Here is a 25,728-nt window from a genome sequence, read left to right on the forward strand (position 1 = left end):
CGGCTACTCAGAGCCGTTCCCCCGGCACCGCCAGGTACGCCTCGCGCAGCCGCGCCACCCCCGCGGTGTCGAACGCCCGCCCGTCCACCGCCGCCACCGGACGCACCCCCACCGCCGCGTTGGTCGCGAACACCGCCTCCACCCCCGCCAGTTCCGGCCCGACCCGCTCCCGGGCGCCCCCGCACGCGCCGCGCAGCAGCGCCATCGCCGTCCCCGCCAGGTACGCCCCGCGCGGCCACAGCGGCTCGCCCCCGCGCAGGAACCCGACGTTCCACGTCCCGCCCTCGGTCACGGCGCCGTCCCGGTCCACGAACAGCGCGTCGTCGAACCCCGCCTGCTGCGCCAGCCGCCGCTGCCGCAGCGCGCCGAACAGCGCCACGCTCTTCACCTCCGGCAGCTCCCGCTCGAACCGCACCGTCCGCACCCGGATCGGCCCCGGCGCCCCGCTCCCCACCGGACGGGCCGTCACCAGCACCCGCGGCTGGGCCGGTCCCCCGATGCTGCCCAGGTCGATCGCCGGGTCGAACAGCGTCACCCGCACCGCCACCGCCCCGGCCGCCGGGGCCGCCCGCCGGGCGAACTCCCGCACCCGCTCCCGGTCCGGCACCACTCCGAACAGCGCCGCGCAGTCCCGCTCCAGGCGCTCCAGGTGCAGGCCCAGCCCGCGCACCCGGCCGTCCTCCACCAGCATCGTGGTGAAGTGCCCGTAGTTCGTCAGCGCCAGCACCTGCAACTGCGCCGCCGACACCGGCCGCCCGTCCAACTCCGCCACCGCGCCTCGTCCGCTCACGCCCCCATTCTCGGTGATCCGCGGGCGGCGTCCGAAACCCCGGTGCGGGACGGGCGGACCCCGGTTAGGTTCGCGGGATGACGAACATCGAGAGCCAGCGCCGCCCCGTCCCCCTCGCCGACGGCGGCGAGCTCGACACCGCGCTCGCCTTCCTGGCCTTCGCCCGGGAGTGCGTGCTGAAGAAGACCGAGGGGCTGACGGAGGAGCAGCTGCGCCGCGTCCTGGTGCCGACCGGGACGAACCTGCTCGGGCTGGTGCAGCACCTGACGGACGGCGAGCGCTACTGGTTCGGGTACCACGTCGCGGGCCAGGAGCAGTACCGGGACGTCGACTTCGGCATGGCCGTCCCGGAGGACGTGACGGCGGCGCGGGTGCTGGCCGACTACCGGGAGGCGTGCGCGGCGAGCGACGCGGTCCTCCACGGCGCCGACCCGTCGCGTCCGACCGCCACGCCGGTGGCCGGGGTGCCGCGCTCGGTGCGCTGGGTGCTGGCCCACATGACCGGCGAGACCACCCGGCACGCGGGCCACGCCGACATCCTGCGCGAGCAGATCGACGGCACCACCGGCCGCTGACGGCCCGTCGGCGCCCGCTACCCTCGGCGTCACACGCACGACGATGGGGGTGGCGGCGATGGCCGGACGGATCGTGTACCGGGACGCGCAGGGGCGCGTCCTCACCGAGGAGGACTTGCGCGCAGTCACCGGGCGGGTCCGGTGGGAGCTAGTCGGGGACGAGGCGGTGCCCGCCGAGGCCAGGCGGCTGCACCGGGAGGGCCGGGAGGCGGGCGGGCGCGGCGCGTACGAGTCGGCGCTGGCGCTGCTGGAGCAGGCGTGGACGCTCGCCCCGCAGTGGCCGTACCCGGTGTACGACGCGGCCTTCACCGTGCTGCTGCAGGGCGCCCCCGTCCGGGCCGAGGAGTTGTACGCGCGGGTCGACCGACTCGCCCCGCGCGGCTTCTTCACCTGCAAAACCACGCTGGACGTGCTGCGCCGCGAGCTGCGCGGCGAGCTGTTCGACGGGTTCAGCCGGGCGTTCGTGCAGTTGGAGTGGGTGGAGGACCCGGCGGCCAAGCGCGCGGCGCTGCACAGCATAACCACCCGGTTCCCCGGGTTCCCCCCGGCCTGGAACCAGCTCTCCCAACTGCTGACCGACCACGCCGAGCGGGCGGCGGCCGTCGAGCGGGGGCTGGCCGGCGACCCGGACCCGGAGACCCGGGGCGCGCTGCTGATCAACCGGGCCCTGCTGCTCAAGCGCACCGATCCCGCCGCGACGCTCGCCGCCCTCGGCCTGCTCGCCCTCGACCCGGACTCCACCCTGGGCACCGAGACCGGGGCGAAGGTCGTCCTGGCCCAGCTGGTCCGCTTCGAATGACCGGGCGGCGCGGCTACGCGGTGGCGGCCGCCGCCGCGCGGCCCGCGGCGCGGCCGGAGAAGAGGCAGCCGCCGAGGAAGGTGCCCTCCAGGGAGCGGTAGCCGTGGACGCCGCCGCCGCCGAAGCCCGCGGCCTCGCCCGCCGCGTAGAGGCCGTCCAGGACGGTGCCGTCGGCGCGCAGCACCCGGGAGTCGAGGTCGGTCTGCAGGCCGCCGAGCGACTTGCGGGTGAGGATGTTGAGCCGGACGGCGATCAGCGGGCCGGCCTTGGGGTCGAGCAGCCGGTGCGGGCTCGCGGTGCGGATCAGCTTGTCGCCGAGGTAGCGGCGGGCCCCGTGGACCGCGGTCACCTGGAGGTCCTTGCTGAACGGGTTGGCGATCTCGCGGTCGCGGGCCTCGATCTCGCGGCGCAGCGCGGCGCCGTCGAGGGCGGGGGCGTCGCCCTGCCGCTCGTTCATCCCGCGGACCAGCTCCTCCAGGGTGTCGGCGACCACGAAGTCGGGGCCGTGCCGCTTGAACGCCTCGACCGGGCCGGTGGCGCCGGGCAGCGCGCGGCCGAGCACCTGGCGGATCGAGCGGCCGGTGAGGTCGGGGTTCTGTTCGGAGCCGGAGAGGGCGAACTCCTTCTCGATGATCTTCTGGGTGAGCACGAACCAGGTGTGCTGGTAACCGGTGCGCATGATGTGTTCGAGGGTGCCGAGGGTGTCGAAGCCGGGGAACAGCGGGACGGGCAGCCGCTCGCCGGTGGCGTCCAGCCAGAGCGAGGACGGGCCGGGCAGGATCCGGATGCCGTGCCGCGCCCAGATCGGGTTCCAGTTCTCGATGCCCTCGGTGTAGTGCCACATCCGGTCACCGTTGACCAAGTGGCCGCCCGCGGCCCCCGCGACGTCCAGCATCAGCCCGTCGACGTGCGCGGGGACGCCGGAGAGCAGCTTGGCGGGCGGGGTGCCGAGCCGCTCGGGCCAGGCGGCGCGGACCTTGTCGTGGTTGCCGCCGATGCCGCCGGAGGCCACGATCACGGCCTGGGCGCGCAGTTCGAAGTGCCCGGCGACCTCGCGGGAGCTGGCCTCGCCGCGCTGCACGGCGGACGGGGCGAGCACCTCGCCGCTGACGGTGTCCAGGCTGCCCCCGCTCGCGGCGAGGCCGGTGACCCGGTGCCGGAAGCGCAGTTCGACCCGTCCGGCCCTCACGGCCTCGCGGACCCGGCGGGCGAAGGGCTCGACGAGGCCGGGGCCGGTGCCCCAGGTGATGTGGAAGCGCGGGACGGAGTTGCCGGGTCCGGAGGCCAGCAGTCCGCCGCGCTCGGCCCAGCCGACCACCGGGAACAGCCGGACGCCCTGCCCGTGCAGCCAGGCGCGCTTCTCCCCGGCCGCGAAGTCGACGTACGCCTCGGCCCAGCGGCGCGCCCAGGCGTCCTCCTCGCGGTCGAACCCGGCGGTGCCGAGCCAGTCCTGCCAGGCGAGGTCGCGGGAGTCCTTGATCCGCATCCGGCGCTGCTCGGGCGAGTCGACCAGGAACAGGCCGCCGAAGGACCAGTGCGCCTGCCCGCCGAGGGACCCGGCGGGCTCCTGGTCGAGCAGCAGCACCTTCCGTCCGGCGTCGGCGAGTTCGGCGGTGGCGACCAGGCCGGCGAGGCCCGCTCCGATCACGATGGCGTCGGCGTCGGCGTCGTAGGCCATGCGGGGCGTCCTTCCAGACCTGGCTCGGGGGTGCCATGATCCTCCGGCCTGCGGGCCCCGCGGTCAACCCACCGGTAACTTCCGGGGCTCCCGGGGCCCGGAAAGGCGGCAGCCCCCGCCGGGCCGGGCGGGGGCTGCCGGGTGCGGGGGCCGTCAGGGCTTGACCCGGACCACCTGCGGGTCGTGGTCGGAGGCCTGGGCGGCGAACTCGCTGTTGACGTGCACCACGTCGTAGCGCACGTGCTGCGGCTTGAACGCGTCGCTGACCAGGATGTGGTCGAGCACCTGCGAGTTGCCCTGGTAGACGTACGAGTAGCGCTCGCTCTCGGGCAGGTCGTTCACCAGGTCGCGCAGCACGCCGTCCTTGGTGAGGGTCTGCAGCGCGGGCGAGAACTGGTAGTCGTTGAAGTCGCCGAGCGAGACGATCCGGGCGCCGGGGTCGGCCGCGAGCAGCTTGGCGACGAACGCCTGCTCCAGGGTGGCCTGCTTGACGCGCTGCACCTCGGAGGAGCGGGTCGGGGCCTGGAAGCGGCTGTCGACGCCCTGGTCGCCGCCCTTGCTGTTGAAGTGGTTGGCGATCACGAAGACCGGCTTGTTGTGGAAGCTGAACTGGCCGACCAGCGGCTTGCGGCTGGAGTTCCACGCCTCGTCGTTCGGGGCGATCCGGCCGGGCGAGGCGGTCAGCGCGGTGCGCTTGCCGGTGCCGGTGACGTCCACGGCGGTGGTGGCGGTGCCGCCGGGGATGTCGGTGAAGGAGACCCGGTCGGGGTTGAACAGGAACACCTGGCGGATGTTGCCGCCGGGCTCGCCGCCGTCCTTGCCGTCCACCGGGTCGATCGAGCGCCAGTCGTAGGACGGGCCGCCGGCCGCCCTGATCGCCTCGACGAAGGTCCGGACCGTCTCCGAGGCGTCCACGGTGCCGTCGTTGACGGCGCCGTTGTCGTCCTGGATCTCCTCCAGGGCGACGATGTCGGGCGAGCGCAGGTTGGTGACGACGCCCTTGGCGAGCTCGGCGAACTTGGCGGCGCCGTCGCCCGGGTCGAGGTTCTCCACGTTGTAGGTGGCGATGGAGAGCTCGCTGGGCAGCGCCCGGTCGGCGACCTCGGGCTGCAGGCCGTTGTCCTTCACCGTGCCGAGGGTGTTGGCGGCGATGGTGTAGCCGCCGAACTGGTTGTAGTCGAGCGGGCCGGTGGTGGCGCCGGTCAGCTCGTCGCCGACGTTGGCGACCGGGAACGGCACCTCGGTCAGCGGCGGCAGCGACTGGACCATGATCCGGCCGCTGTTGGGCCGGTCGTAGCCGAGGTAGACCACGCCGCCGCGGCCGGTCCGCGGGTCGGCCGAACTGGCGTCCACCCACAGCTCGTTGTACTTGTCGGTGGCCTGCACCACCGGCACGTCGGCGACCTGGACGTTCATGCCCTCCAGCGACTCGTAGAAGTCGAGGGCGTACTTCGCCGGGTCGAGCGGCAGCGCGTCGATCGAGCCGCCGCCCGCGTCGGGGGCGTAGGCGGCCGGGATGTTCGCGGCGTCCAGCACGACCGGCGCGGGCACCGGGTTGCCGGAGGACAGCACGGTGGTCTTCGGGCCGGTCAGCTCGGTGACCGACTGCGAGCCGCCCGAGCTGTTCGGGTAGTACTCGCTGACCTTGCCGGTGACCAGCACCGAGTCGCCGACCTTCACGGCCGGGGCGGCGGAGCCGGTGTAGACGAACAGGCCCTCGCTGGTGGCCGGGTTCGCGTCCGGGTTGGGGTCCTGGATCCAGAAGCCCTTGGTGCCGTACCCGCGCACGCCGGTGACCACGCCCGGGACGTTGGTGACGGTCTGGCCGTTCTTCGGCGAGACGCGGGTGGTGCCCTGGACGTCGTGGATCCGCAGGTCGCCCGGGACGGGCGGGGTGGTCGGCGGGGTGGTGGGCGGGGTGGTGGAACCGCCGCCCGCGCTCTCGCCCCTGGAGTTGGTCGGCGTCGGGTCGCCCGCGGTGAGGTCCGCGGCGTTGTCGTCGGTGTCGGCGAGCGAGGCGCCGCGCGCCACCGAGGCCGTGTTGGATGCCCCGGCTATCGGGCTGCCCTCGCGGACCACGGCGGTGCCGAAGCCCACCAGGTCGACGATCCGCGGGTCGGCCGCGCAGTCCGCGGCGGTCTTGCAGGTCAGCGCGGCGGTGCCGTTGACCAGTGCGACGGTGCCGCTGGTCGCCGAGAGCGCCAGGTTGCCGCTCGCGTCGGCGGCCGGCAGCGCGACGGTGCCGCCCGCGCCCGCCCCCTCCGCGACCAGGTAGCGCCCGCCCGGGGCGACCGACCCGCTCAGCGCGGTCACGCCCCACTGGCTGGAGGCGCTCGGGCTGCCCGGCAGGTACTGCACGCTGTACCCGGACAGGCCGAAGGCCGCACCGGACGGGTTGCCCAGCTCGATGAAGTCGTTCTTCAACGTCGCGCCGGAGTTGCCGCCGCCGCCGTACACCTCGGCGATCACCACCCCGGTGGACGGCGCGGCGAACGCGCCCGGCAGCGGGACGGCCACCAGGGACGCGGCGACCGCGGCCGTCGAGGCGACGCGCAGCAGGGTGCGGCGGGAGCGGTGGGAGCGGCGGGCGGGAGTGGGGCTGGGCACCGTTGCGGGGCTCCTTCGTGGCAGGACCGAAGCCCGGGCGCCGCACTGGGGCCGCCCGGGTGGCGTTGAGGGTTCGTCAGGAGGCTGGCTGCCAGGGCCGGTCCGGGCGTCCGGACGGACCTGTCGGGCTACTCGCGTAGATCCACGTCCAGAAGATACGCGCGTAGAAGTTGACGCGACAAGGGTGTGGGCGTGAACAGTTCGCTACGTGCGAGGAGGGGCGCCCCGACCGGGACGCCCCTCCTGGCTGCTGCGACCGCTACGCCTGTTCGCCGCCCAGGGCCGCCTGCTCGCCGCGCAGGCCCGCCGACCACTTCTGCTCGACCCGGCCGAACTTCCAGAACGCCATCGCCCCGGCCCAGGTCACCACGAACAGGCCGACGATCACGTAGCCCACCAGGTTCAGGTCCAGCGAACCGATCCAGCCGATCGGGCCGCCGGTGACCTCCAGCTTCTCCGCGAGCAGGCCGATCAGCTCGATCACGCCGATCACCAGCGCCACGACCACCGACAGGCCGGTCACCGTCAGGTTGTAGTAGATCTTCCGGACCGGCTTGGAGAACGCCCACTCGTACGCGAAGTTCATGAACGAGCCGTCGATGGTGTCCAGCAGGCTCATCCCCGCCGCGAACAGCACCGGCAGCACCAGCAGCGCGTACCAGGGCAGCGAGAACGCGGCCGCGCCGCCCGCCAGCACCAGCAGCGAGACCTCCGTCGCGGTGTCGAAGCCCAGCCCGAACAGCAGCCCCACCGGGTACATGTGCCACGGCTTGGTGACCGCCCGGGTGACCCGTCCCAGGATCCGGTTCAGGAACCCGCGCCGGTCCAGCTGCCGCTCCAGCTCGGCCTCGTCGAAGTCGCCCTGGCGCATCCGCCGGAACACCTTCAGGATCCCGTTGAACGCCCCCAGGTTGATCAGGCCGATCAGCACCAGGAAGGTCCCCGAGACGCTGACGCCGATCAGCCCCGTCACGTCGTGCAGCGTCGAGTCGTCCGACTCCACCTGCCCCGCCAGCGACCGGATGCCGAACGCCAGCAGCGCGCACAGGCCGAACACGATGGAGGAGTGCCCGAGCGAGAACCAGAACCCCACCGAGAGCGGACGCTTGCCCTGCCCCATCAGCTTCCGGGTCGTGTTGTCGATCGCCGCGATGTGGTCCGCGTCGAAGGCGTGCCGCATCCCCAGCGTGTACGCCGTCAGCCCCATCCCGGCGCCGAACACCTGCCCGCCCACGTCGTAGTGCTGCGGCGCGATCACCGCGAGCAGGGTGACCCACCCCACCACGTGGAGGAGCAGGACGAACCCGCCCATCCCGGCGAGCCGTATCCACTCCTCCCGCGTGAGCCGGTCGCGCAGACGACTGGGCGCTGCCATGGGACTTCCCTCCGGTGGTGACGGGGTCGGGGCGCTGAGCTGGGCCATCCTTCCGCTTATCGGGATGCAATTGCAAGTTATGTGCAACTACGAGCGGGGGGCGTGCGACCCCCGCGCCACCGGGCTGCCGCGTCGACTGTTCGGAAAGCTTCCTGACGGTTCGTGGGCCGAAGTCCTTGACCCGGACGAATGGTCCAGTCCAATCTAGGTGACGCGCTCACCCCAGGCGCGCAGGCTCCCACCTGGTCCCCACGGCCGCCGCACCTACCGGACAACCCCACTTCTCCGGAGGTTCCTCCATGCTTGAACGGGCCACGCCCGCACCCGAGTCGACCCCGCGCCGGGCCCCGTCCCGTCGTCGTGCCGGCGCCCTCGTGGTGGCCGCCGCGATGACGGTCGGTTCCACCGCCCTCGCGCTGTCGCTCGGTTCGGCCTCCGCCGCCACCGTCAACCTGCTCGCCAACGGCGACTTCGAGGCCGGTTCGCTGAGCGGCTGGACCTGCACCAACGGTTCGGTGGTCACCACCCCCGTGCACGGCGGGTCCTACGCGCTGAACGGCAACGCCACCGCCTCGGACACCGGCCAGTGCCAGCAGGTCGTCGCCGTCCAGCCGAACACCAAGTACACGCTCTCCGGCTTCCTCAAGGGCAGCTACGTGTACCTGGGCGCCACCGGCACCGGCGTGAACGCGTCCACCTGGACGCCGGGCGCCTCCGCCTACACCCAGCTGAGCACCACGTTCACCACCGGCGCCTCCACCACCTCGGTGACGGTGTTCACCCACGGCTGGTACGGCACCGGCGCCTACCAGGCGGACGACCTGGTGCTGTCCGGTCCGGGCACCGGCACCACCAGCCCGACCGCCTCCGCGTCCGCCAGCGCCTCGCAGAGCACCTCGCCGAGCCCGAGCGCGAGCGCGTCGAACTCCACCTCCCCCAGCCCGTCCACCTCGGCGTCCAGCTCCCCGTCGCCGTCCGCGAGCTCCAGCTCGGGCACCGGCAACGGCCCGGCGGGCGACGGCAAGATCACCGTGCCGGGCGGGGTGACGGTCACCAGGACCACCTCCAACGCGGTGGTGCTGAAGTGGAACGCCTCGACCGACTCGACCGACAACTACGTCGGCTACAAGGTCTGGTCGAAGGGCCAGCTGGTCGGCACCTCGATGGGCACCGGCATCGCGATCTCCTCGCTGCTGCCGAACACCTCGTACACCTTCACCGTGCAGGCGTACGACAAGGCCGGGCACGCCTCGCAGCAGTCCGCCGCGGTGACCACCTCCACCGCCGCCGCGCCCGCCACCACCAAGCCGCTGAAGTCGGCGTACTTCGACCAGTGGTCGGTGTACGACGCCGCCTACTACCCGAAGAACGTGGACACCTCGGGCGCGGGCGCCAAGCTGGACGTGATCTCGTACGCGTTCGAGAACATCCACCCGACCAACCTCAACTGCTTCGAGGCGGTCAAGGCCTCGGACGCCGGCCACGAGGACAACCCGAACGCGGGCGACGGCGCGGCCGACGCGTACGCCGACTACCAGATGGATTACTCGGGCGCCATCTCGGTGGACGGCTCCGCCGACGACTGGCAGCAGCCGCTGAAGGGCAACTTCAACCAGCTGCGCCAGCTCAAGGCGAAGAACCCGAACCTGCGGATCACCCTCTCGCTGGGCGGCTGGACGTACTCCAAGTACTTCTCCGACGCGGCGGCCACCGACGCCTCGCGCAAGAAGCTGGTCTCCTCCTGCATCGACATGTTCCTGAAGGGCAACCTGCCGACCGGCGTCGCGGGTGACGCCTCCGGCGGTGCGGCCAGCGCCGCGGGCATCTTCGACGGCATCGACATCGACTGGGAGTACCCGGGCTCGGCCGGCGGCCACACCGGCAACCACTACTCGGCGGCCGACAAGCAGAACTTCACCGCCCTGCTCGCCGAGTTCCGCAGCCAGCTCGACTCGTACGGCGCGAGCGTCGGCAAGAAGTTCCTGCTCACCGCGGCGCTGCCGTCCGGCCAGGACAAGATCCAGTACATCGAGACCGACAAGATCGGCTCCTACCTGGACTACGCCGACATCATGACCTACGACATGCACGGCTCGTGGGACGCCACCGGTCCGACCAACCTCCAGGACCCGCTGCACGACAGCCCGGCCGACCCGACCACGCCGATCGCGCCCGGCACCGCCAAGTACAACGTGGACACCACGCTGGCCGCGTACACCACCGGCCTGCCGGAGTACGGGATCAAGGGCGGCTTCCCGTCCAACAAGATCATCCTGGGGATCCCGTTCTACTTCCGCGGCTGGACCGGCGTCCAGGCCGGCAATAACTACGGCCTCTACCAGAACGCCACCGGCGCCACCCCGGCCAAGCCGGGCAGCCAGGAGGCCGGCCTGGCCAGCTGGCGGGAGCTCACCCTCACCTCCCAGAACACCCACTGGGACCCGGTGACCGAGAGCACCTGGGTCTACGACGGCACCAACTTCTGGACGGGTGACGACCCGAAGGCCATCCAGGCCCGCGCCGCGTACGCGAAGAACAAGGGCCTGGGCGGCATGTTCGCCTTCGCCCTGGAGAACGACGACGACAGCTCCACGCTGCTGAACACCATCTACAACAGCCTGGGCTGACGCCCCGTCACCGACCGGCGGCCCGCCGCACCTTCCCCATGGGTGCGGCGGGCCGCCGCCGTCTCAGTCCGGCAGGGCGAGCAGCAGCCGGGCCTCCGCGCGCAGGCGCAGGCCGAGGCGGTCGGTCCAGAAGACCTCCTCCTCGCCCGGCCCGACCCGGTCCGGGGCGAGCCAACTCCCCAACAGGGCACGGTGTTCCGCGGGCAGCGGGCGGCCGATCCGGCACAGGACGGCGAGGGCCCGGGCACCGGGCCAGGTGGGGCGGAACTCGTCGAGCAGGAGCGGGACGGCGCGGGCGGGGTCGCCGGTGATCCGCCAGAGCGCCTCGGCGGCGTCGATCCGCTGCATCGGGTGCCCCGACGTCAGGTAGCGCTCCACCAGGGGCAGCAGCGGCGCGGCGGCCGGGCCGAGCAGGGCGGCGTCGGGCAGGCAGCCGCCGCGCTCGGCGAGCCGGGTGGCGAGCAGGCGCAGCGCGGGCTGCGGGTCGGCGCCGAGGCGGGCCGCGGCGACGGCGGCCGCGGGTGCCAGGTCGGCGTCCTCGTCGGCAGCCGACTCGCGCAGCGCGTCGAGGAGTTCGGGGTCGCAGTGACCGGATTCGGCGAGCCGGTGCAGGAGTCTGCGGCTGGGGCAGCTGCGCACCAGCCGGGTCAGTTCGGGCAGTAGCGCGGCGGTGTCCGCCGGGGTGAGGACGTCGAGCAGTTCGTCGGCGGCGCCGCGGAGGACGCCGTCGTACGGGGAGCGGTACGGGGCGAGGGCGCGACGGCGCAGCGCGGGGTCGTCGGTGCGGGCGGCCAGGGCGTCCAGCGCGGCCGGGGCGGGGTCGGGGACGAGGTCGAGCAGGCGGGTGTCGCCGGTGCGGGCGAGCAGGAGTTGGGCGGGCCCGGCGATCCGCGGGTCGGGGTCGGTGACGTGCGGCAGCACCGCGGCGACGGCGGGGCCGGGGTCCGGGGTGCGGGCGGCGTGGTCGGCGAGGCCCTGCAGCACGGTCATCCGCCAGTACCACTCGCGCTGGTGCGGCAGCGCGGCGACCAGCAGCGCGACGGTCCCGGCCACCCGGCCGGGCCAGCGGGCGGCCAGCCGCAGGGCGCGGCGGGTGCCGCGGGCGTCGTGGTCGCCCGCCGCGATCCAGGCGGCCGCGGCGGCACGGGTGGCCGCCGGATCGGCGTCGAGCACCCGCTGCACCCGCTGGTCGGCGTTGCCGACGCCGGGGAACCACTCGCCCCACACCAGCCGGAACGCCGGATCGCCGCCGTCCGCCACCAGCACCTCCAACAGGCCTGCCGGGTCAGGGAGTTCGGCGTCCTCCAGCAGCAGGAGCGCGGCAGTGGCCCGGACGGCGGGCTCCGCGTCCGCCAGCGCCGCGCGCAACCGCCCGCCCGGGTCGGCCTCCAGGAAGCTCAGCACCGTCAGCGCCTCGGCCCGCACCTGCGGCGCCGGATCGCACCGGTGGCGGTCCTCCAGCGCCGCCACCGCGAGCGGCCGCGACTCCCCCGCCGCCCACCGCGCCACCCGCACCACCTGCCGCCGCACCTCGGCGTCCGCGTCCCCCAACAGGTCCAGCAGCCAGGGCAGTTCGGCGGCAGCACCGGCCCGACCCGCCACGACCTCCTCGTGTCCGGTCTCCTCCTCGGCGTACAGGTACGCCTCCTCGGTGCCGCCGGTCGCCGCGATGAACTCCAGCAGGTCGGCACGCCGGTGCCGGGCGTGCACGGCGGCGTGCGCCAGGTACGGGACGGCGGCGACGGCCGCCGAGGAGACGGTGCCCTGGTGCAGGGCCCGTCCGAACAGCTCGCCGAGCGCCGCGCCGACCACCGCCGCGTCCTCGTCGTACAGCGCCCGGATCCAGCCGGGCACGCCACCGGCCGACCCGTAGGAGTGCTCCAACGAGAGCCAGTCGACCAGGTGCAGTTCCTCGGGAGGCCTCATGACCGCCGGAGCGTAGCGGGGAGCGCCGACAGCACCCGCGCCGCAGGGGTTGGGGTCCGCATGGGGCGCGCTTGGTGAAACCGTGAACCGGCTGGGAGGCGGCTGGGAGCTCGGTGAGGACGTACCTTACGATCATCGGGTGCCCAGCCTGACCGGACTCCCCCTGCAGATCATCGCCATCCTGGTGGCCGTCGCCGCGTTCGCCGCCACCCTGTGGCTGTGGCCCCGGCTGGGCGGGCGGAGCTGGCGGGCCTGGCTGGGGCGGCTGGGGGCGTTCTTCGGGACGCAGGTCGCGGTGCTGGTCGCGATGGGCCTGGTCGCCAACTCGTACTTCGGGTTCTACTCGACCTGGAGCGACCTGCTCGGCCTGGACGGCAGCCCCGGCACCGTGGTCGACCACCAGCCGGGCGGCAAGGCCGTCTCGGTGACCGGCGAGCAGAAGATGTACTCCTCGCAGGGCTCCGCGCAGGACCGCTCCGGGGTGATCCAGCAGGTGGAGATCCACGGCAGCGGCTCCGGGCTGACCGGCACGCCCGCGTACGTCTACCTGCCGCCGCAGTACTTCCAGCCCGCGTACGCGCACAGCCGCTTCCCGATGGTGCTGGCGCTGTCCGGCTACCCGGGCACGCCGGAGAAGCTGATCTCGCTGCTGCAGTACCCGGCGTCCGCGCTGAAGGCCATCGAGGCCAAGGAGCTGCCGCCGACCGTGCTGGTGATGATGCGGCCCACCCTGGTCGGCAACCGCGACACCGAGTGCATGGACGTGCCGGGCGGCCCGCAGGTGGAGACCTTCTTCACCGAGGACCTGCCGAAGGCGATGTCGGCCGCCTACCGGGTCGACGACCGGCCCGAGTCGCGGGCCGTGATCGGCGACTCGACCGGCGGCTACTGCGCCGTCAAGTTCGCGGTGCGCAAGCCGGATTCGTACCGGGCGGCGATCGCGCTGTCCGGCTACTACGAGGTGCACAACGACCCGACCACCGGCGACCTGTTCGGCGGCAGCGACCAGGTCAAGCAGGAGAACGACCTGCTGTGGCGGCTGCGGACCCAGCCCGCGCCGCCGGTCTCGCTGCTGCTGGCCACCAGCCGCAACGAGGAGAACTACCGGCCCACGCAGGAGATGGTGGCGGCGTTCAAGGCCCCGACCCGGCTGTCCACCATCACCCTGGACAGCGGCGGCCACAACTTCCACACCTGGACCCGCGAGATCCCGCCCGCCCTCACCTGGCTCGGCACCCGCCTCGCCCCGCCCGCCCCGGGCCCGGACGCGGGCCCGGGCACCGGCCCGAACGCGGGCCCCGGCGCGGGAACGGCGGCCCACGCGGCGGGCTGACGGTCCGTCAGCGCCCGGAGGGGCCCCGCGCGGGGCGCGCCGGGCCCCTCCGCCGAGGCGCACGTCACCCGTTCGCCGGGAGATTAGAGCGCCCTCACACCCGGCTCTCATCAACCTCTCAGCCGGGCCTCCGAGCGTATGGCCCATGACCACGTCCAGTTCCGTTCCCCCGACCAGCGAGCCGTGGCCCGACGCCGCGAACTACCCGCCACCGGCGGTCGCGCCCGCCGCCGCAGCCGGGCCCGCCGCCGGGCCGACCGAGTGGCCCGCCACCGCGCCGCTCCCGCCCGCCGGGGCCGGACGCGAGCGGCCCGCTGAGACGCTGTTCCCGCCCGTCGCGCTGCCGCCCGTCGGCCCCGGGGGCCGGGCCTCCTGGGCCGGTCGGCTGCGCACCCTGCCCGCCCGCACCTGGCGGGGCCGCCCGGACGACCCGAGGTGGGTGCGTCCGGCGTTCCTCGGCCTGCTGCTGGCCACGGCCGTCCTGTACTTCTGGAACCTGACCGCCTCCGGCTGGGCGAACTCCTTCTACTCCGCCGCCGTGCAGGCCGGCTCGGTCAGCTGGAAGGCGATGTTCTTCGGGTCCTCGGACGCGGCGAACTTCATCACCGTCGACAAGCCGCCGCTGTCGCTGTGGCCGATGGCGCTCTCCGCCCGGATCTTCGGCCTCAGCTCGTTCAGCGTGCTGGCCCCGCAGGTGCTGATGGGCGTCGGCACGGTCGCCGCCGTGTACGCGACGGTGCGCCGCCGCTTCTCCGCGCTCGGCGGCCTGGTCGCGGGCGCGGCGCTGGCGCTGACCCCGGTCGCGGCGCTGATGTTCCGCTTCAACAACCCGGACGCGGCACTGGTGCTGCTGCTCACGCTGGCCGCGTACGGCATCGTCCGGGCCACCGAGACGGCCTCCACCCGCTGGATCGTCCTGGTCGGCGTGATGTTCGGCCTGGCGTTCCTCGCCAAGACCCTGCAGGCGTTCCTGGTGCTGCCCGGCTTCGCCCTGGTGTACCTGGTCTGCGCGCCCACCGCGCTGCGCCGCCGCCTCCTGCAGCTGCTGTACGGCACCGTCGCGATGGTGGTGGCCGGCGGCTGGTGGGTGGCGATCGTCGAGCTGATGCCCGCCTCGGCCCGCCCGTACATCGGCGGCTCGCAGGACAACTCCTTCCTCTCCCTGACCTTCGGCTACAACGGCTTCGGCCGGATCACCGGCAACGAGACCGGCTCGGTCGGCGGTGGCGGCCGCCGCGCCTTCTTCAACGCCGAGGGCGGCGTCACCGGCGGCGGCCCCGGCGGCGGCCCCGGCGGCGGCGGTGGCGGCATGTGGGGCTCCACCGGCCTCACCCGGCTGTTCGACGGCGACATCGGCGGGCAGATCGCCTGGCTGATGCCCGCCGCCCTGATCCTGCTGGTGTTCGGCCTGTGGGCGACCCGCCGCTACCCGCGCACCGACTCGGCCCGGATCGGCTTCCTGGTGTGGGGCGGCTGGCTGCTCTCCACCGCACTGACCTTCAGTTTCATGTCCGGCATCTTCCACCAGTACTACACGGTGGCCCTCGTCCCGGCGGTCGCCGCCCTGGTCGGCATGGGCGTGGACGGCCTGTGGAAGGTCCACCAGCGCCTGCCGTACGCCGCGGTACTCGCCGTGACCCTGCTGGTCACCGCCTGGTGGGCGCACCAACTGCTGGGCCGCAGCCCCGACTTCGTGCCGTGGCTGCGCAACGCCGTGCTGGTCGGCGGTGTCCTCGCCGCGCTCGGCCTGCTCTTCGCGGGCCGGATCGCCGGCCTCACCGGCCGCCGGATCGCCACCGTCGCGGGCCTCACCGCCCTCGCCGCGGGCCTGGCCGGCCCGACCGCGTACGCCCTCGACACCGTCTCCACCGGCCACAGCGGCTCCATCGTGACCGCGGGCCCGGCCGTCCAGAGCGGCGGCTTCGGCGGCCGCGGCGGCTTCCCCGGCGGTGGCGGCGCCCGGAACGGCACCTTCCCGGGCTTCCAGGGCTTCCCGGGCGGCGGCCAGAACGGCGGCACCGGCGGCAACGGCAACGGCAACGGCGTGCCCAACTTCCCGGGCGGCAACGGCAACGGCGGCACCGGCAACGGGGGCAACGGGATGCCCGCCTTCCCCGGCGGCACCGGCAACGGCACCGGTGGCACGGGTGGCACGGGCACCTTCCCCGGCTTCCCGGGCGGCACCACCGGCGAGGACGGCCGCACCGGCCGCGGCGGCTTCGGCGGCGCGGGCGGCGGCATGGGAGGCCTGCTGAACGGCGCCCAGGTCTCCTCCGAGGTGGCCGACCTGCTGAAGCAGGACGCCGACAAGTACACCTGGGTGGCGGCCGCGGTCGGCTCGCAGAACCAGGCCAGCTACCAACTCGCCAGCGGCGAGCCGGTGATGGCGCTGGGCGGCTTCAACGGCAGCGACCCGTCGCTCTCCCTCGACGGCTTCAAGCAGCTGGTCAAGGAGGGCAAGGTGCACTGGTTCATCGGTGGCGGCGGCATGGGCGGCGGCAGCATGGGCGGCTCCAACTACTCCTCGGAGATCGCCTCCTGGGTGGAGTCCACCTACACCGCCAGGACCGTCGGCAGCACCACCATGTACGACCTGACGGCGACGCCCAAGGCGAGCAGCTGACCCACCGGCCCGCTGAGCCACCGACCCGCTGACCCGTCCCCCCGCGCCCCCGGGGCCGTCCGGACCGACTCCCTCCCGGGAGTCCCGGACGGCCCCGGGGCCGTTCCGCGTCCTACCGCCGCGGGCTCAGCCGCCGCACAGCGCGAGCATGGTCCTCTTGTCGGCGGGCGTCACCGGCAACTGGTACTTCAGCGAGACCTGCGCCCACCGGATCGCGTACGAGCAGTGCACCGCGGTGTTGGCGGGCAGCCAGCTGGCCGGGCCGGAGTCGCCCTTCGCGGCGTTCTGCGAACCGTCGGCGGGGATCAGGTTCAGCGGGTCGTTCGCGATCTGCACCCGCTTGGCCTTCTCCCACCGGGCGGCGCCCTGCTGCCAGTCGTAGGACAGCGGCATCACGTGGTCGATCTGGATCTTCGACGCCTGCTGCTTGTTCCACTGCACGGTCCTGCCGGTGTACGGGTCCCAGATGGTCATGCCGGTGACCACGCAGGCGGAGCCGTCCTTGTGCTCGACGTTCTGCCCGTCGCGGGCCAGCACGTCGTCGCGCGTCCCGCAGTTGTTGTGGCCCATCGGCACGCCGTCCACGTTGTCGGTCCACGGCGGCCCGAACTGGTCGCGGTCGTAGCCGGTCTTCGGCCCCGCGTCGGCGGTCTGCACCTGGGCGATCAGGTCGCGCCCGGCCTTCCGGTCGGCGTCGGAGCCGACGGGCGCCAGGCCGGGCTTGGTCCCGTCCGGGTTCTGCAGCGGGTTCGTCCCCTGGGAGGCCGCCCCCGGGCTGCCGGTGCCGCCGGTGCCCTTGGTGGTGCTGGTGCACCCGGCGAGGGCGAGCGGTCCGAGCAGCAGGACGGCGACGGCTGCGGTACGGGTACGGGTACGGGTACGGCGGGATCGCACGGTGTTCCTCTGCGGTTCGGCGGCTCTGACGGCCCACCAGGAGACCAGCCCCGCCACGCCGGGTCAAGCCGGTCGGGCCGCAGCATGACCCACCTCACAAAGCGGGCAAATGTCGTCGTCGGCGCGTTCCCGACCGGCCGCTTTCCCACCAGCGGCCGCCACTCGACGGTCACCGCCCCGCGGCGGCCGCCCCGCGACGATCACCCGTGCCCGTCAGGGCCACAGCCGCCCGCGCGTCCACTCCTCGCCCCGGCGCTCGTAGCACAGCCGGATGTGCCGGCGCTGCTTGTCGGCCTGCCAGAACTCGACCCGTTCGGCGCGGACGGTGTAGAGCGTCCACTCGGGCACGACCAGGCCGGGCTCCCGCTCGACGCGCTCCAGCGCCAGCTCGGTGGCCCGTTCGAGCTCCCGGACGTCGGGCAGCGGCCGGCTCTGGTGACCGACCAGCGCCTCGGCGCGCGACCCGGGCGAGCGGGCCAGGAAGTCGGCCGCGCTGTCCTCCGGCGACTCCGGCGCGACGGGGCCGGTGACCCGGACCTGCCGGGCCTGCTCCGGCCAGTGGAACGACAGCGCGGCCACCGGGTTCACGGCCAGGTCGCGGCCCTTCGGACTGGCGGCGCCGGCCGCGAACTGCCAGCCGCGCCGGTCCACGTTCTTCAGCAGCAGCACCCGCGCCGAGGGCGTCCCGTCGGCGCCGACGGTCGACAGGGTCATCGCGTGCGGCTCCCGGACCCCGGCCTCCACCGCCCCGGTCAGCCAGTCGAGGAACAGCACCTCGGGCCGCTCCGGTGCCGCGTCCGGGTCGAAGTCGGGCAGCTCCCCGGCGAAGACCGCGAGGCCCCGCAGGTACTGCCTGACGTCCGTCGTGCCGATGTCCTCCACGACAACTCCCCTCCCCCGCCCGGTCGCCCGGGACCGACGTGCACCGACGATCCTACGCCGCACCCCGACCGCCCGGCCGCCGTCGACGGTCCCGGCCGAGGTGGAGGACCGTGACGGTGATCGTTCGGTCGTGGACCTCGTACTGGACACGGTGGAGGCCGCCTGAATCCGGTAGATCCCGCTGCCTCCCACGGTGAGGGCCCCCGTCGGCCGGGGGTTGTCCGCGAGCAGGTCGACGGCCCGGAAGACCTGCTGGATCCTGTCCCTGTCCTCGGCGGCGTACTTCTGCGCCACGGCAAGGGCCCGGGGCTCCCAGACGATGCCGTAGGTCACGGCGCCTCTCCGAAGACCCGACGGCGGGCCTCGTCGTGCGGAACGCCCGGGCCGGTCTCACCGCGCGCCTTCCGCGCCAGGTGCTGGGCGGTGGCCCGGTGGTACTCCAGCTCCTCCAGCTCGGCGGGGCTGATCAGGACGGCCATGATCTGGCCCCGGTCCGAAAGGGCGATGTGCTTCTGTTCGGCGCTGACCTGCCGCGCCAGGGCCCCCAGCTTGTTGCGGGCCTCGGTGATCGGATAGGTGTCCATGCACCGAAGCTACCAGTAGTGCGCACTTCAGCGCGGAACATCGCAGTGCCGGGTCCAACGGTTCGACACCGTCCGGTGCCCCCGTCCCACCCCGACGCCGACCTGTCCGTCCTCGGCGGGGCGGTCGGGAAACCGTCCGCCCTGCGCGGCCCGAACCGCCGCTCAGCCGCCGATCGCGGACATCGGCCGGTCCGGCCGGACGAAGTCGGTGTCGCCGATCCGGTGGCCGGGGCCCTTGCGGGAGACGCAGGCGCGCCAGGCCCGTTCGATCCGGTCGTCGTCGGCGCCGCCGCGCAGCAGGGCCCGCAGGTCGGACTCCTCGGTGGCGAACAGGCAGTTGCGCAGCTGGCCGTCGGCGGTCAGCCGGACGCGGTCGCAGCCGCCGCAGAACGGGCGGGTGACGGAGGCGATCACGCCGACCACGTGGTCGGTGCCGGACAGCCGCCACTCCTCGGCGGGGGCGTTGCCGTGCCGTCCGACCGGGACGAGGGTCCAGCGGGCGGCGAGGGCGGCGAGGATCTCGTCGGCGGTGACCATCGCGGCCCGGTCCCAGGCGCCCTGGGCGTCCAGCGGCATGGACTCGATGAAGCGCATCCGGTAGCCGCCCGCGACCGCGAACTCGACCAGGTCGACGAGTTCGTCCTCGTTGACGCCGCGCACCGGCACCGCGTTGACCTTCACCGGGGCCAGCCCGGCCTCCTTGGCGGCGGCCAGCCCGGCCAGGACGTCGGCGAGCCGGTCGCGGCGGGTGAGCGCCGCGTACCGTTCGGGGCGCAGGGTGTCCAGGCTGACGTTCACCCGGTGCAGTCCGGCCCGCTCCAGCTCGGCCGCGCGGCGGGCGAGTCCGATGCCGTTGGTGGTGAGCGAGAGTTCCGGCCCGAGGGCGGCCAGTTCGGCGACCAGGTCGGGCAGGCCGCGGCGCAGCAGCGGTTCGCCGCCGGTGAGGCGCAGGGTGCGGATGCCGAGGCGGTCGACGGCGATCCGGGCCAGGCGCAGCAGTTCCCCGTCGGTGAGGGCCTGGTCGCGCGGCAGCCAGTCGAGCCCCTCGGCGGGCATGCAGTAGGTGCAGCGCAGGTTGCACCGGTCGGTGAGGGAGATCCGCAGGTCGGTGTGGACCCGGCCGTGGCGGTCGACCAGCGGGGCGGGTGCTGCTGCGGGAGCGTCTGTGGTGCGCGGTGCCATGGGGCCAGTGAACGGGGGCGGCCGGGGCGCGGTCCAGGGACGGAACGGCCGGGAGCGGCGGACGGGCGGCGGGGACGGCCTGTCGGATCGTCCAAGGCGACGGGGCGGGGCGCGGGGGCAGACTGGCGCCATGACTGACGGGACGGGCGGCGGCGCCCGCGGCGGGACGGGCGGCGGCACCGACGGCGGGACGACCGGCCGCGCCGCGGGGCTGCGGGTGCCCGCCCTGGTGCTGGCGGCCGGGGGCGGTTCCCGGCTGGGCGGGTGGCCGAAGGCGCTGCTGCGCCACCGGGGGCGTCCGCTGCTGGAGCACGCGCTGGCGGTGGCGGCGGCGGGCGGCTGCGACGGGGCGGTGGCGGTGCTGGGGGCGGCGGCGGCCGAGGTGCGGGCCCGGGTGGACACCGGAGACTGTCGACTCGTCGATAATCCTGACTGGCGGACGGGCATGGCGTCCTCGCTGCGCGCGGGCCTGGCCGCGCTGCCGCCGGGGGCGAGCGCGGTGCTGGTGCTGCTGGTGGACACCCCGGGCGTCACGGCGGAGGCGGTCCGCCGCCTGCTCGCCGTGCACGCCGGGCGCACGGACCTGGCCTCGTGCGCCTACGCCGGGCGCCGGGCGCACCCGGTGCTGATCGGCGCCGCGCACTTCCCGTTCCTGCGGGCCACCGCGCGCGGTGACGCGGGGGCCCGGGCCCTGCTGGCGAGCCGCCCGGTGACGCTGGTGGACTGCACGGACGCGGCCGTACCGGACGACCTGGACACCCCGGCCGACCTGCTCCGCTGGGGCGTCGAGCTGCCCGACGGCACCACCGACCCGGCGTGAACGCCCCCCGCCCACTGCGGGCGCCGGACCCTCGGACAGGCCCCGCCGCGGCCCGCACCGCTCCGCCTCCCGGCGCACACCCTTCCCCGACAGGAGTCGACCGGCCCGGCCCGGCGACCGACGGGCCCCGGGCCGGGCCGGTGGGTCAGCGGTCGGCCTCGGCCAGCAGGGTGGCGGCGAGTTCGCCGGGCACCGAGAGCATCGGCCAGTGGCTGGAGTCGAGCACGGCGGACTGCCAGGCACCGCCGTCGGTCAGCGCGGCGGCGTCGGGACGGGGCGGGGAGCCCTCGCGGCGGCAGTACACGTAGCTGGCGGTGAGCGAGGCGAGCGGCCGGGGCAGCTCGGCCGGGTCGGTGAGGGTGGCGCCGGGGTGGGGGACGGCCCGGGCGAGGAGGTGCCGGGTGCGGTCCGGGTCGAGGCCGTGGGCGGCGAAGGCGGTGGGCGGCAGCGGCGGCCAGGTGCCCTCGTGGGCGGCGATCGTCGCGCGGAGGAGCGTGCCGCCGTCGGGGAGCGAGTCGGCGAAGGGCTGTCCGTGCACGGGCAGGTTGGCGTCCACGAAGACGGTCCGGCGCAGACGGTCGCCGAGCCGGGCGGCGGCGATGCCGACGGGGACGCCGGAGTAGCTGTGCCCGACCAGGACGGTGCCCCCGCCGTCCCCGGCTCCGACCCCCTCCACCGCGGCCACGACGTCCCGGACGTGCCCCTCCAGCCCGGTGGTCTCGTCGCGGCGCTCGGCCAGGCCCGCCAGGGTGATCGGCACGGCCCGGTGCCCGGCGGCCTCCAGCAGCGGCACCACGTCGTCCCAGGCCCAGGCACCGAGCCAGGCACCGGCCGTCAGTACGAATGTCGTCATGCCGGAAACCTACGCCACCCGCCTTGCTGTGGAAGGAAGTTGACCAACCGCCAACCTCCTCGGCACCCCACCGTCGGCGCCGCGGCGCCCGCCCGCGCCGGTCGGAACCGCCCGCCGCACCGCACGGCCGGGGCCGCCGCGCCGCACTGCCGGGGCCGCGGCGCCGACGACAGCCGCGTGCGCCCCCGGCGCGCGACCGTTCGCGCACCTTTCCGCCACCTCAACTCCGTTGGAGGAATCCCTCATTCCGCACCGGCCGGGGCTCCGATCGGCCAGGATGGAGGCATCCCCGCCCATCCGATCCGAACGGACGGTGACCGCCATGCCGCTGCCCGAGGACGCCGCCGACGCCGCCGCTTCGACGGGCTTCCCGCCCGGCTCGCCGTCGGGAGCCAGCCAGGTGCGCTGCCCGGCCTGCCGGGCCGAGCACCGGTACGAGCCGCCGAGCCTGCCGTGCCCGTGCGGGGCGCAGCTGCGGGTGCCGCTGCTGCGCGGCGGGGTGCCGGTGCAGGTGCGCTTCCGGTCCTGGGAGGACTCCTGGCTGACCATGCGCTGTCCGCACTGCGGGCGCAGCGACCAGTGGCCGCAGCCGGAGTTCACCTGCAACTGCGGGGCGACGGTGCGGCTGCCGGTGGACCGGGTGCCGCGGCTGCAGAGCGCCGGTCCGCGCTCGGCGCGCCCGGCGGAGAGCGCCCGTCCGTACACCACGGCGGTGCCGCCGGCCGGGGCGGCGGGCCCGCTGGCGGCGGGTTCGGGCGCGGCCCGGGCGCTGCGCCCGCCGTTCCGTCCGCAGCCGGTGCGCACTCCGCAGGACGCGGTGCTGACGGCCGCCCGGTACCTGCAGTGGCTGGGCTTCGACGACCTGGAGCTGACGTCGGGCCAGGAGCGCGACTCGACCACCCTGTTGGGGAGCCGGATCGTGGCCCGGGTGGACACCTGGACGGAGCCCGCCGACGTGAAGGCGGTGGAGTGCCTGTGGCTGGAAACGCTCCACGCCGAGGACGTCGCGGCCGCGATGTTCACCGTCTCCGGGTACTCGCGGCAGACCGTGGTGCGCGGGGAGCAGCTGCTGGTGGCGCTGTTCACGCTGGACGCGGCGGGCATCCCGCAGCCCTCGAACGGCGCCGCGGAGGCGCTGATGGAGACCGGCTGGACGTCCTGAGGCCGCGCCGCCGGGCCACCGTCCGGATCGGGCCGTTCCGGATTTCCTCGCGCTCGTGATCTGGTGCACAAGCTCCCGCGCGTGTTGAATTGCCGCCACGACGCGGGCCCTTGGAGGCCCGACGGGTCGTTGCATGGCGCGCACAAGGAGGTGGCGTTGTCGGTGCACGGGACTGCCCCGGGGGGCATGGCGGACGTCGTCTGGCGGCTGAGGTCGCGCGGCTGCTGGCAGGAGGCGGCGGACCTGCTCCGCCCGCAGGCCGGCCGGGACCCGACCGCGGCGCTCCAGCGGGCCGAACTCCTGATCGAGCAGTGCCTGTTCACCGCGGACCACTGGGAGCGCGCGGAGGACGCGCTGCGCCAGGCGGAGGCGTCGGTCGCGGGCATCGAGACGCGCGCGGCGGCGTCCTGCGCACGCGGGTTCCTGGCGTACGTGGCGAGCGTGCTGGGCCGCCGGGACCGGCTGGACGAGGCGCAGGCCGCGCTGGGGCGGACCTCGGCGCTGCTGGCGCCGCGGGCGCCGGGCCGTCCGCTGCTGGACTTCCGGCGCGGGCTGGTCGCGGAGAACCTGCTGCACGACCCGGTGGCGGCGCACAGCGCGTACGCCCGGGCGCACGAGGGGGCCCGGGAGCGCGGGGACGAACTGCTGCGCTCCTCGACCTGGCGCCACCTGGCGGGCCTGGCCCTGGCGGCGGGCGACCGGGAGCGGGCCCACGCGGGGTTCGCGGCCTCGCTGCGGCTGCGCGAGGAGCTGGGTTTCACGGTGGGGGTGGCCCCGGCGCTGGCCTCGCTGGCGGAGGTGTCGGAGCCGGCCGAGGCGGAGCGGCTGCGGGCGGAGGCGGCCCGGCTGGTGCAGGCGCTCGGCGGGGTGCCGGTGTGGCTGGCGAAGCGGTTGGCGCAGGTCCCGGCCCAGCCGGGCCCCCCGGACGGCGGCGGGCGGCGCGACCTCCGGCACGGCATCAGCTAAGGTGAGCCTTACCTGCCCGGGGTGAGCAGCAGTCCGGGCGGGTCCACCTCGCCCTGCCCGGGCCCGCCCCGGGAGCACCACCCCGGGAGCCCGCGTGACCGCCCACCAGGTCGAGCAGTCCCCCTCGTCCCTCGAAGCGCTCCCCTGCCGGGGCAGCTGGCTGCGCCTGTCCCGGGCCTTCCCCGACCTGCGGATCCAGCACGCCGCCCCGCGCACCGGCCCCGGCTGGACCACCGCCGCGGCGCTGGCCGACGACCCGGCCGCGCTGGCGGCGATGATCGCCTTCGACGAGCGCCTGGGCCTGGACCTGTACGGCACCCCGACCCGGCCGGACGTCACCGCCGGGTTCAGCCTGCACCGCTACGCCTGGCCGGTCTCGCTGGCCTTCACCCTGCCCTGGCTGCTGGAGTCCCGCGTCCCGCTGCTGCCGCCGTCCCGGGTCTCGATCAACCGCACCACCGGCGAGCTCACCGCCCGTCCGGCCGGCTTCCACTGCCTGCCCGGCGACCCGGCCGCCGACCGCCCCGGCGCCCTGGTCGTCCCCGACCGCCCGGCGCTCGACGCGGCCCTGCGCACCGCGCTCGCCGAGCACTTCGCGCCCGTCCTGGACGCCTTCCGCCCCCGCGTCCGCCGCGGTCCGCGCACCCTGTGGGCGCTGGTCACCGACGACGTGGTGGACGCCCTCTGGTACGCGGCGGGCCTGCTCGGCGCGGAGCCCCGGGCGGTGGCCGCGCTGGAGGCCCTGCTCACCGGCGACGCCGCGGCGGCCCCGTTCGTCGGCACGCCCGGCTTCCGCGGGACGGACGGCGCCCGGACCCGGACCCGGGTCAGCTGCTGCCTGTACTACACCGTCCGCCCGGCCGAGCTCTGCGCCAGCTGCCCGCGCGCCAAATAACCCTGACGATCCGACAGTAATTCCACCCCCCGACCGGAAATTCCCCCCTAACGGGGTAATGGCCCCGATCCCGTCCTGATCGCCGAATTTCTCCGCCATGATGGTCCCCGCCATCACGACGCGGAAAGCGAGGCTGGATCAGCTCATGAGACTGTCGGACATACCGCTGGGCTGGGCCGTCGCCGGCACGGCCGTCCTGGTGGCCGCCGTCGCCCTGCTGGCCTTCGCCCGCGGCCGGACCGGCTCCGCCGCCACCGGCAGTGGCCCGGACTCCTCCTGGGAGCGCGCCGAGGAGCGCCGCCGCCGCGCCGAGTCGCTCTACGGCGGCGCCTCCTACCTGCTGCTCTTCTGCTGCGCCGGGGTCGCCGCCGCGCTCTCCTTCCACGGGCTGGTCGGCTTCGGCGTCCAGAACCTCGGGCTCTCCGGCGGCTGGGAGTACCTCGTCCCGTTCGGGCTCGACGGCGCGGCGATGTTCTGCTCCGTCCTGGCCGTCCGCGAGGCCAGCCACGGCGACGCGGCGCTCGGCTCCCGCCTGCTGGTGTGGCTGTTCGCCGCCGCGTCCGCCTGGTTCAACTGGGTGCACGCCCCGCGCGGCCTCGGCCACGACGGCGCCCCGCAGTTCTTCGCCGGGATGTCGCTCTCGGCGGCGGTGCTGTTCGACCGGGCCCTGAAGCAGACCCGGGTCGCCGCCCTCCGCGAGCAGGGGCTCGTCCCCCGCCCGCTGCCGCAGATCCGGGTGGTCCGCTGGCTGCGCGCCCCGCGCGAGACGTACGCGGCTTGGTCGCTGATGCTGCTGGAGGGCGTCCGCACCCTGGACGAGGCGGTCGAGGAGGTCCGCGACGACAAGCGGACCGCCGCCGAGGACCGCGAACGCCGTCGGCTGGCCTCCCGCCGCGAGCGCGCCGAGATCCGCGCGATCGGCCGCCAGCCCGGCAGCGGCTGGCGCCACCGCACCACCCGCCAGCTCGAACCCGCCGCCCCCGCGGCCCCCACCGCCCCGACGGAGCCCGCCATAGCACCCCCGGCCGGCCTCCCCGCGACCCCGACCCCGCACCGCAGCATCGACCTCACCCCGGACGAGGACACCGTGACGCTCCCGCGGCTCGACTCCCTGGAGCAGAAGCTCAAGGACCTGGAGCAGCAGTTCGGCTGAGCGG

20 protein-coding genes are annotated in these 25,728 nt (G+C 74.7%); 10 read left to right on the forward strand and 10 right to left on the reverse strand.

Going from position 1 to position 25,728, the window contains the following annotated elements:
• Positions 1-7 precede the first annotated feature (7 nt).
• On the reverse strand, positions 8-772 hold the full coding sequence (locus QSK52_RS14245) for an aminotransferase class IV (RefSeq protein ID WP_285736547.1): 765 nt from the start codon (positions 770-772) through the stop codon (positions 8-10).
• 95 nt (positions 773-867) lie between these two features.
• Here QSK52_RS14245 and QSK52_RS14250 point away from each other — a divergent pair, with 95 nt between their 5' ends.
• Both QSK52_RS14250 and QSK52_RS14255 read left to right on the forward strand, forming a co-directional pair.
• Complete coding sequence (locus QSK52_RS14250; protein ID WP_285736382.1) at positions 868-1,365, forward strand: DinB family protein; 498 nt, start codon at positions 868-870, stop codon at positions 1,363-1,365.
• Between the two features lie 58 nt (positions 1,366-1,423).
• Positions 1,424-2,164: a hypothetical protein gene (locus QSK52_RS14255; RefSeq protein WP_285736383.1), complete on the forward strand. Its 741-nt coding sequence runs from the start codon at positions 1,424-1,426 to the stop codon at positions 2,162-2,164.
• A gap of 13 nt (positions 2,165-2,177) precedes the next feature.
• On the opposite strand, the gene QSK52_RS14260 is transcribed toward QSK52_RS14255, so the two are convergent.
• From QSK52_RS14260 to QSK52_RS14270, 3 genes are all read right to left on the reverse strand, one after another.
• Positions 2,178-3,842, reverse strand: a complete 1,665-nt coding sequence (locus tag QSK52_RS14260) for an FAD-binding dehydrogenase (RefSeq protein WP_285736384.1) — start codon at positions 3,840-3,842, stop codon at positions 2,178-2,180.
• Between the two features lie 153 nt (positions 3,843-3,995).
• Positions 3,996-6,449 (reverse strand): endonuclease/exonuclease/phosphatase family protein, encoded by a 2,454-nt coding sequence (locus QSK52_RS14265; RefSeq protein WP_285736385.1) that lies wholly within the window; start codon positions 6,447-6,449, stop codon positions 3,996-3,998.
• 259 nt (positions 6,450-6,708) lie between these two features.
• Positions 6,709-7,824: a HoxN/HupN/NixA family nickel/cobalt transporter gene (locus QSK52_RS14270; protein WP_285736386.1), complete on the reverse strand. Its 1,116-nt coding sequence runs from the start codon at positions 7,822-7,824 to the stop codon at positions 6,709-6,711.
• 299 nt (positions 7,825-8,123) lie between these two features.
• On the opposite strand from QSK52_RS14270, the gene QSK52_RS14275 reads away from it, so the two are divergent.
• Positions 8,124-10,451, forward strand: coding sequence for a glycosyl hydrolase family 18 protein (locus QSK52_RS14275; protein ID WP_285736387.1), 2,328 nt, complete (start codon positions 8,124-8,126; stop codon positions 10,449-10,451).
• Between the two features lie 63 nt (positions 10,452-10,514).
• On the opposite strand, the gene QSK52_RS14280 is transcribed toward QSK52_RS14275, so the two are convergent.
• Positions 10,515-12,377: a hypothetical protein gene (locus QSK52_RS14280; RefSeq protein WP_285736388.1), complete on the reverse strand. Its 1,863-nt coding sequence runs from the start codon at positions 12,375-12,377 to the stop codon at positions 10,515-10,517.
• 139 nt (positions 12,378-12,516) lie between these two features.
• Between QSK52_RS14280 and QSK52_RS14285 the strand changes: the two genes are divergently transcribed.
• Positions 12,517-13,710: an alpha/beta hydrolase gene (locus QSK52_RS14285; protein ID WP_285736389.1), complete on the forward strand. Its 1,194-nt coding sequence runs from the start codon at positions 12,517-12,519 to the stop codon at positions 13,708-13,710.
• 145 nt (positions 13,711-13,855) lie between these two features.
• Positions 13,856-16,333 carry a glycosyltransferase family 39 protein gene (locus QSK52_RS14290; protein WP_285736390.1) on the forward strand — a complete coding sequence of 826 codons (2,478 nt, stop codon included), beginning with the start codon at positions 13,856-13,858 and terminating at the stop codon, positions 16,331-16,333.
• A 126-nt stretch (positions 16,334-16,459) separates the two neighbouring features.
• Here the strand turns inward: QSK52_RS14290 and QSK52_RS14295 are convergent, their stop codons facing one another.
• The 4 genes from QSK52_RS14295 to moaA all read right to left on the reverse strand — a co-directional run bounded on the left by QSK52_RS14295 (position 16,460) and on the right by moaA (position 19,875).
• On the reverse strand, positions 16,460-17,227 hold the full coding sequence (locus QSK52_RS14295; protein WP_285736391.1) for an HNH endonuclease family protein: 768 nt from the start codon (positions 17,225-17,227) through the stop codon (positions 16,460-16,462).
• A 213-nt stretch (positions 17,228-17,440) separates the two neighbouring features.
• Positions 17,441-18,109 carry a pyridoxine/pyridoxamine 5'-phosphate oxidase gene (locus QSK52_RS14300; RefSeq protein ID WP_285736392.1) on the reverse strand — a complete coding sequence of 223 codons (669 nt, stop codon included), beginning with the start codon at positions 18,107-18,109 and terminating at the stop codon, positions 17,441-17,443.
• Positions 18,110-18,438: 329 nt separating this feature from the next.
• Positions 18,439-18,693 carry a type II toxin-antitoxin system Phd/YefM family antitoxin gene (locus tag QSK52_RS14305; RefSeq protein WP_285736393.1) on the reverse strand — a complete coding sequence of 85 codons (255 nt, stop codon included), beginning with the start codon at positions 18,691-18,693 and terminating at the stop codon, positions 18,439-18,441.
• A 162-nt stretch (positions 18,694-18,855) separates the two neighbouring features.
• On the reverse strand, positions 18,856-19,875 hold the full coding sequence (gene moaA, locus QSK52_RS14310; protein ID WP_285736394.1) for a GTP 3',8-cyclase MoaA: 1,020 nt from the start codon (positions 19,873-19,875) through the stop codon (positions 18,856-18,858).
• 130 nt (positions 19,876-20,005) lie between these two features.
• Between moaA and QSK52_RS14315 the strand changes: the two genes are divergently transcribed.
• On the forward strand, positions 20,006-20,695 hold the full coding sequence (locus tag QSK52_RS14315; RefSeq protein WP_285736395.1) for a nucleotidyltransferase family protein: 690 nt from the start codon (positions 20,006-20,008) through the stop codon (positions 20,693-20,695).
• Positions 20,696-20,840: 145 nt separating this feature from the next.
• Here the strand turns inward: QSK52_RS14315 and QSK52_RS14320 are convergent, their stop codons facing one another.
• Positions 20,841-21,548, reverse strand: a complete 708-nt coding sequence (locus QSK52_RS14320; RefSeq protein ID WP_285736396.1) for an alpha/beta fold hydrolase — start codon at positions 21,546-21,548, stop codon at positions 20,841-20,843.
• A 322-nt stretch (positions 21,549-21,870) separates the two neighbouring features.
• Here QSK52_RS14320 and QSK52_RS14325 point away from each other — a divergent pair, with 322 nt between their 5' ends.
• The 4 genes from QSK52_RS14325 (at position 21,871) to QSK52_RS14340 (ending at position 25,724) form a co-directional block, all read left to right on the forward strand.
• Complete coding sequence (locus tag QSK52_RS14325) at positions 21,871-22,710, forward strand: hypothetical protein (protein ID WP_285736397.1); 840 nt, start codon at positions 21,871-21,873, stop codon at positions 22,708-22,710.
• Between the two features lie 186 nt (positions 22,711-22,896).
• A complete protein-coding gene (locus tag QSK52_RS14330; RefSeq protein ID WP_285736398.1) occupies positions 22,897-23,676 on the forward strand; it encodes a hypothetical protein in 780 nt (259 codons plus the stop codon).
• Positions 23,677-23,770: 94 nt separating this feature from the next.
• Positions 23,771-24,571, forward strand: a complete 801-nt coding sequence (locus QSK52_RS14335) for a (2Fe-2S)-binding protein (RefSeq protein WP_285736399.1) — start codon at positions 23,771-23,773, stop codon at positions 24,569-24,571.
• Between the two features lie 145 nt (positions 24,572-24,716).
• On the forward strand, positions 24,717-25,724 hold the full coding sequence (locus tag QSK52_RS14340) for a DUF2637 domain-containing protein (RefSeq protein ID WP_285736400.1): 1,008 nt from the start codon (positions 24,717-24,719) through the stop codon (positions 25,722-25,724).
• Positions 25,725-25,728 lie beyond the last annotated feature (4 nt).

Origin of the sequence: Kitasatospora phosalacinea (genome assembly GCF_030268885.1) — a bacterium.
Classification (GTDB): domain Bacteria; phylum Actinomycetota; class Actinomycetes; order Streptomycetales; family Streptomycetaceae; genus Kitasatospora; species Kitasatospora phosalacinea_C.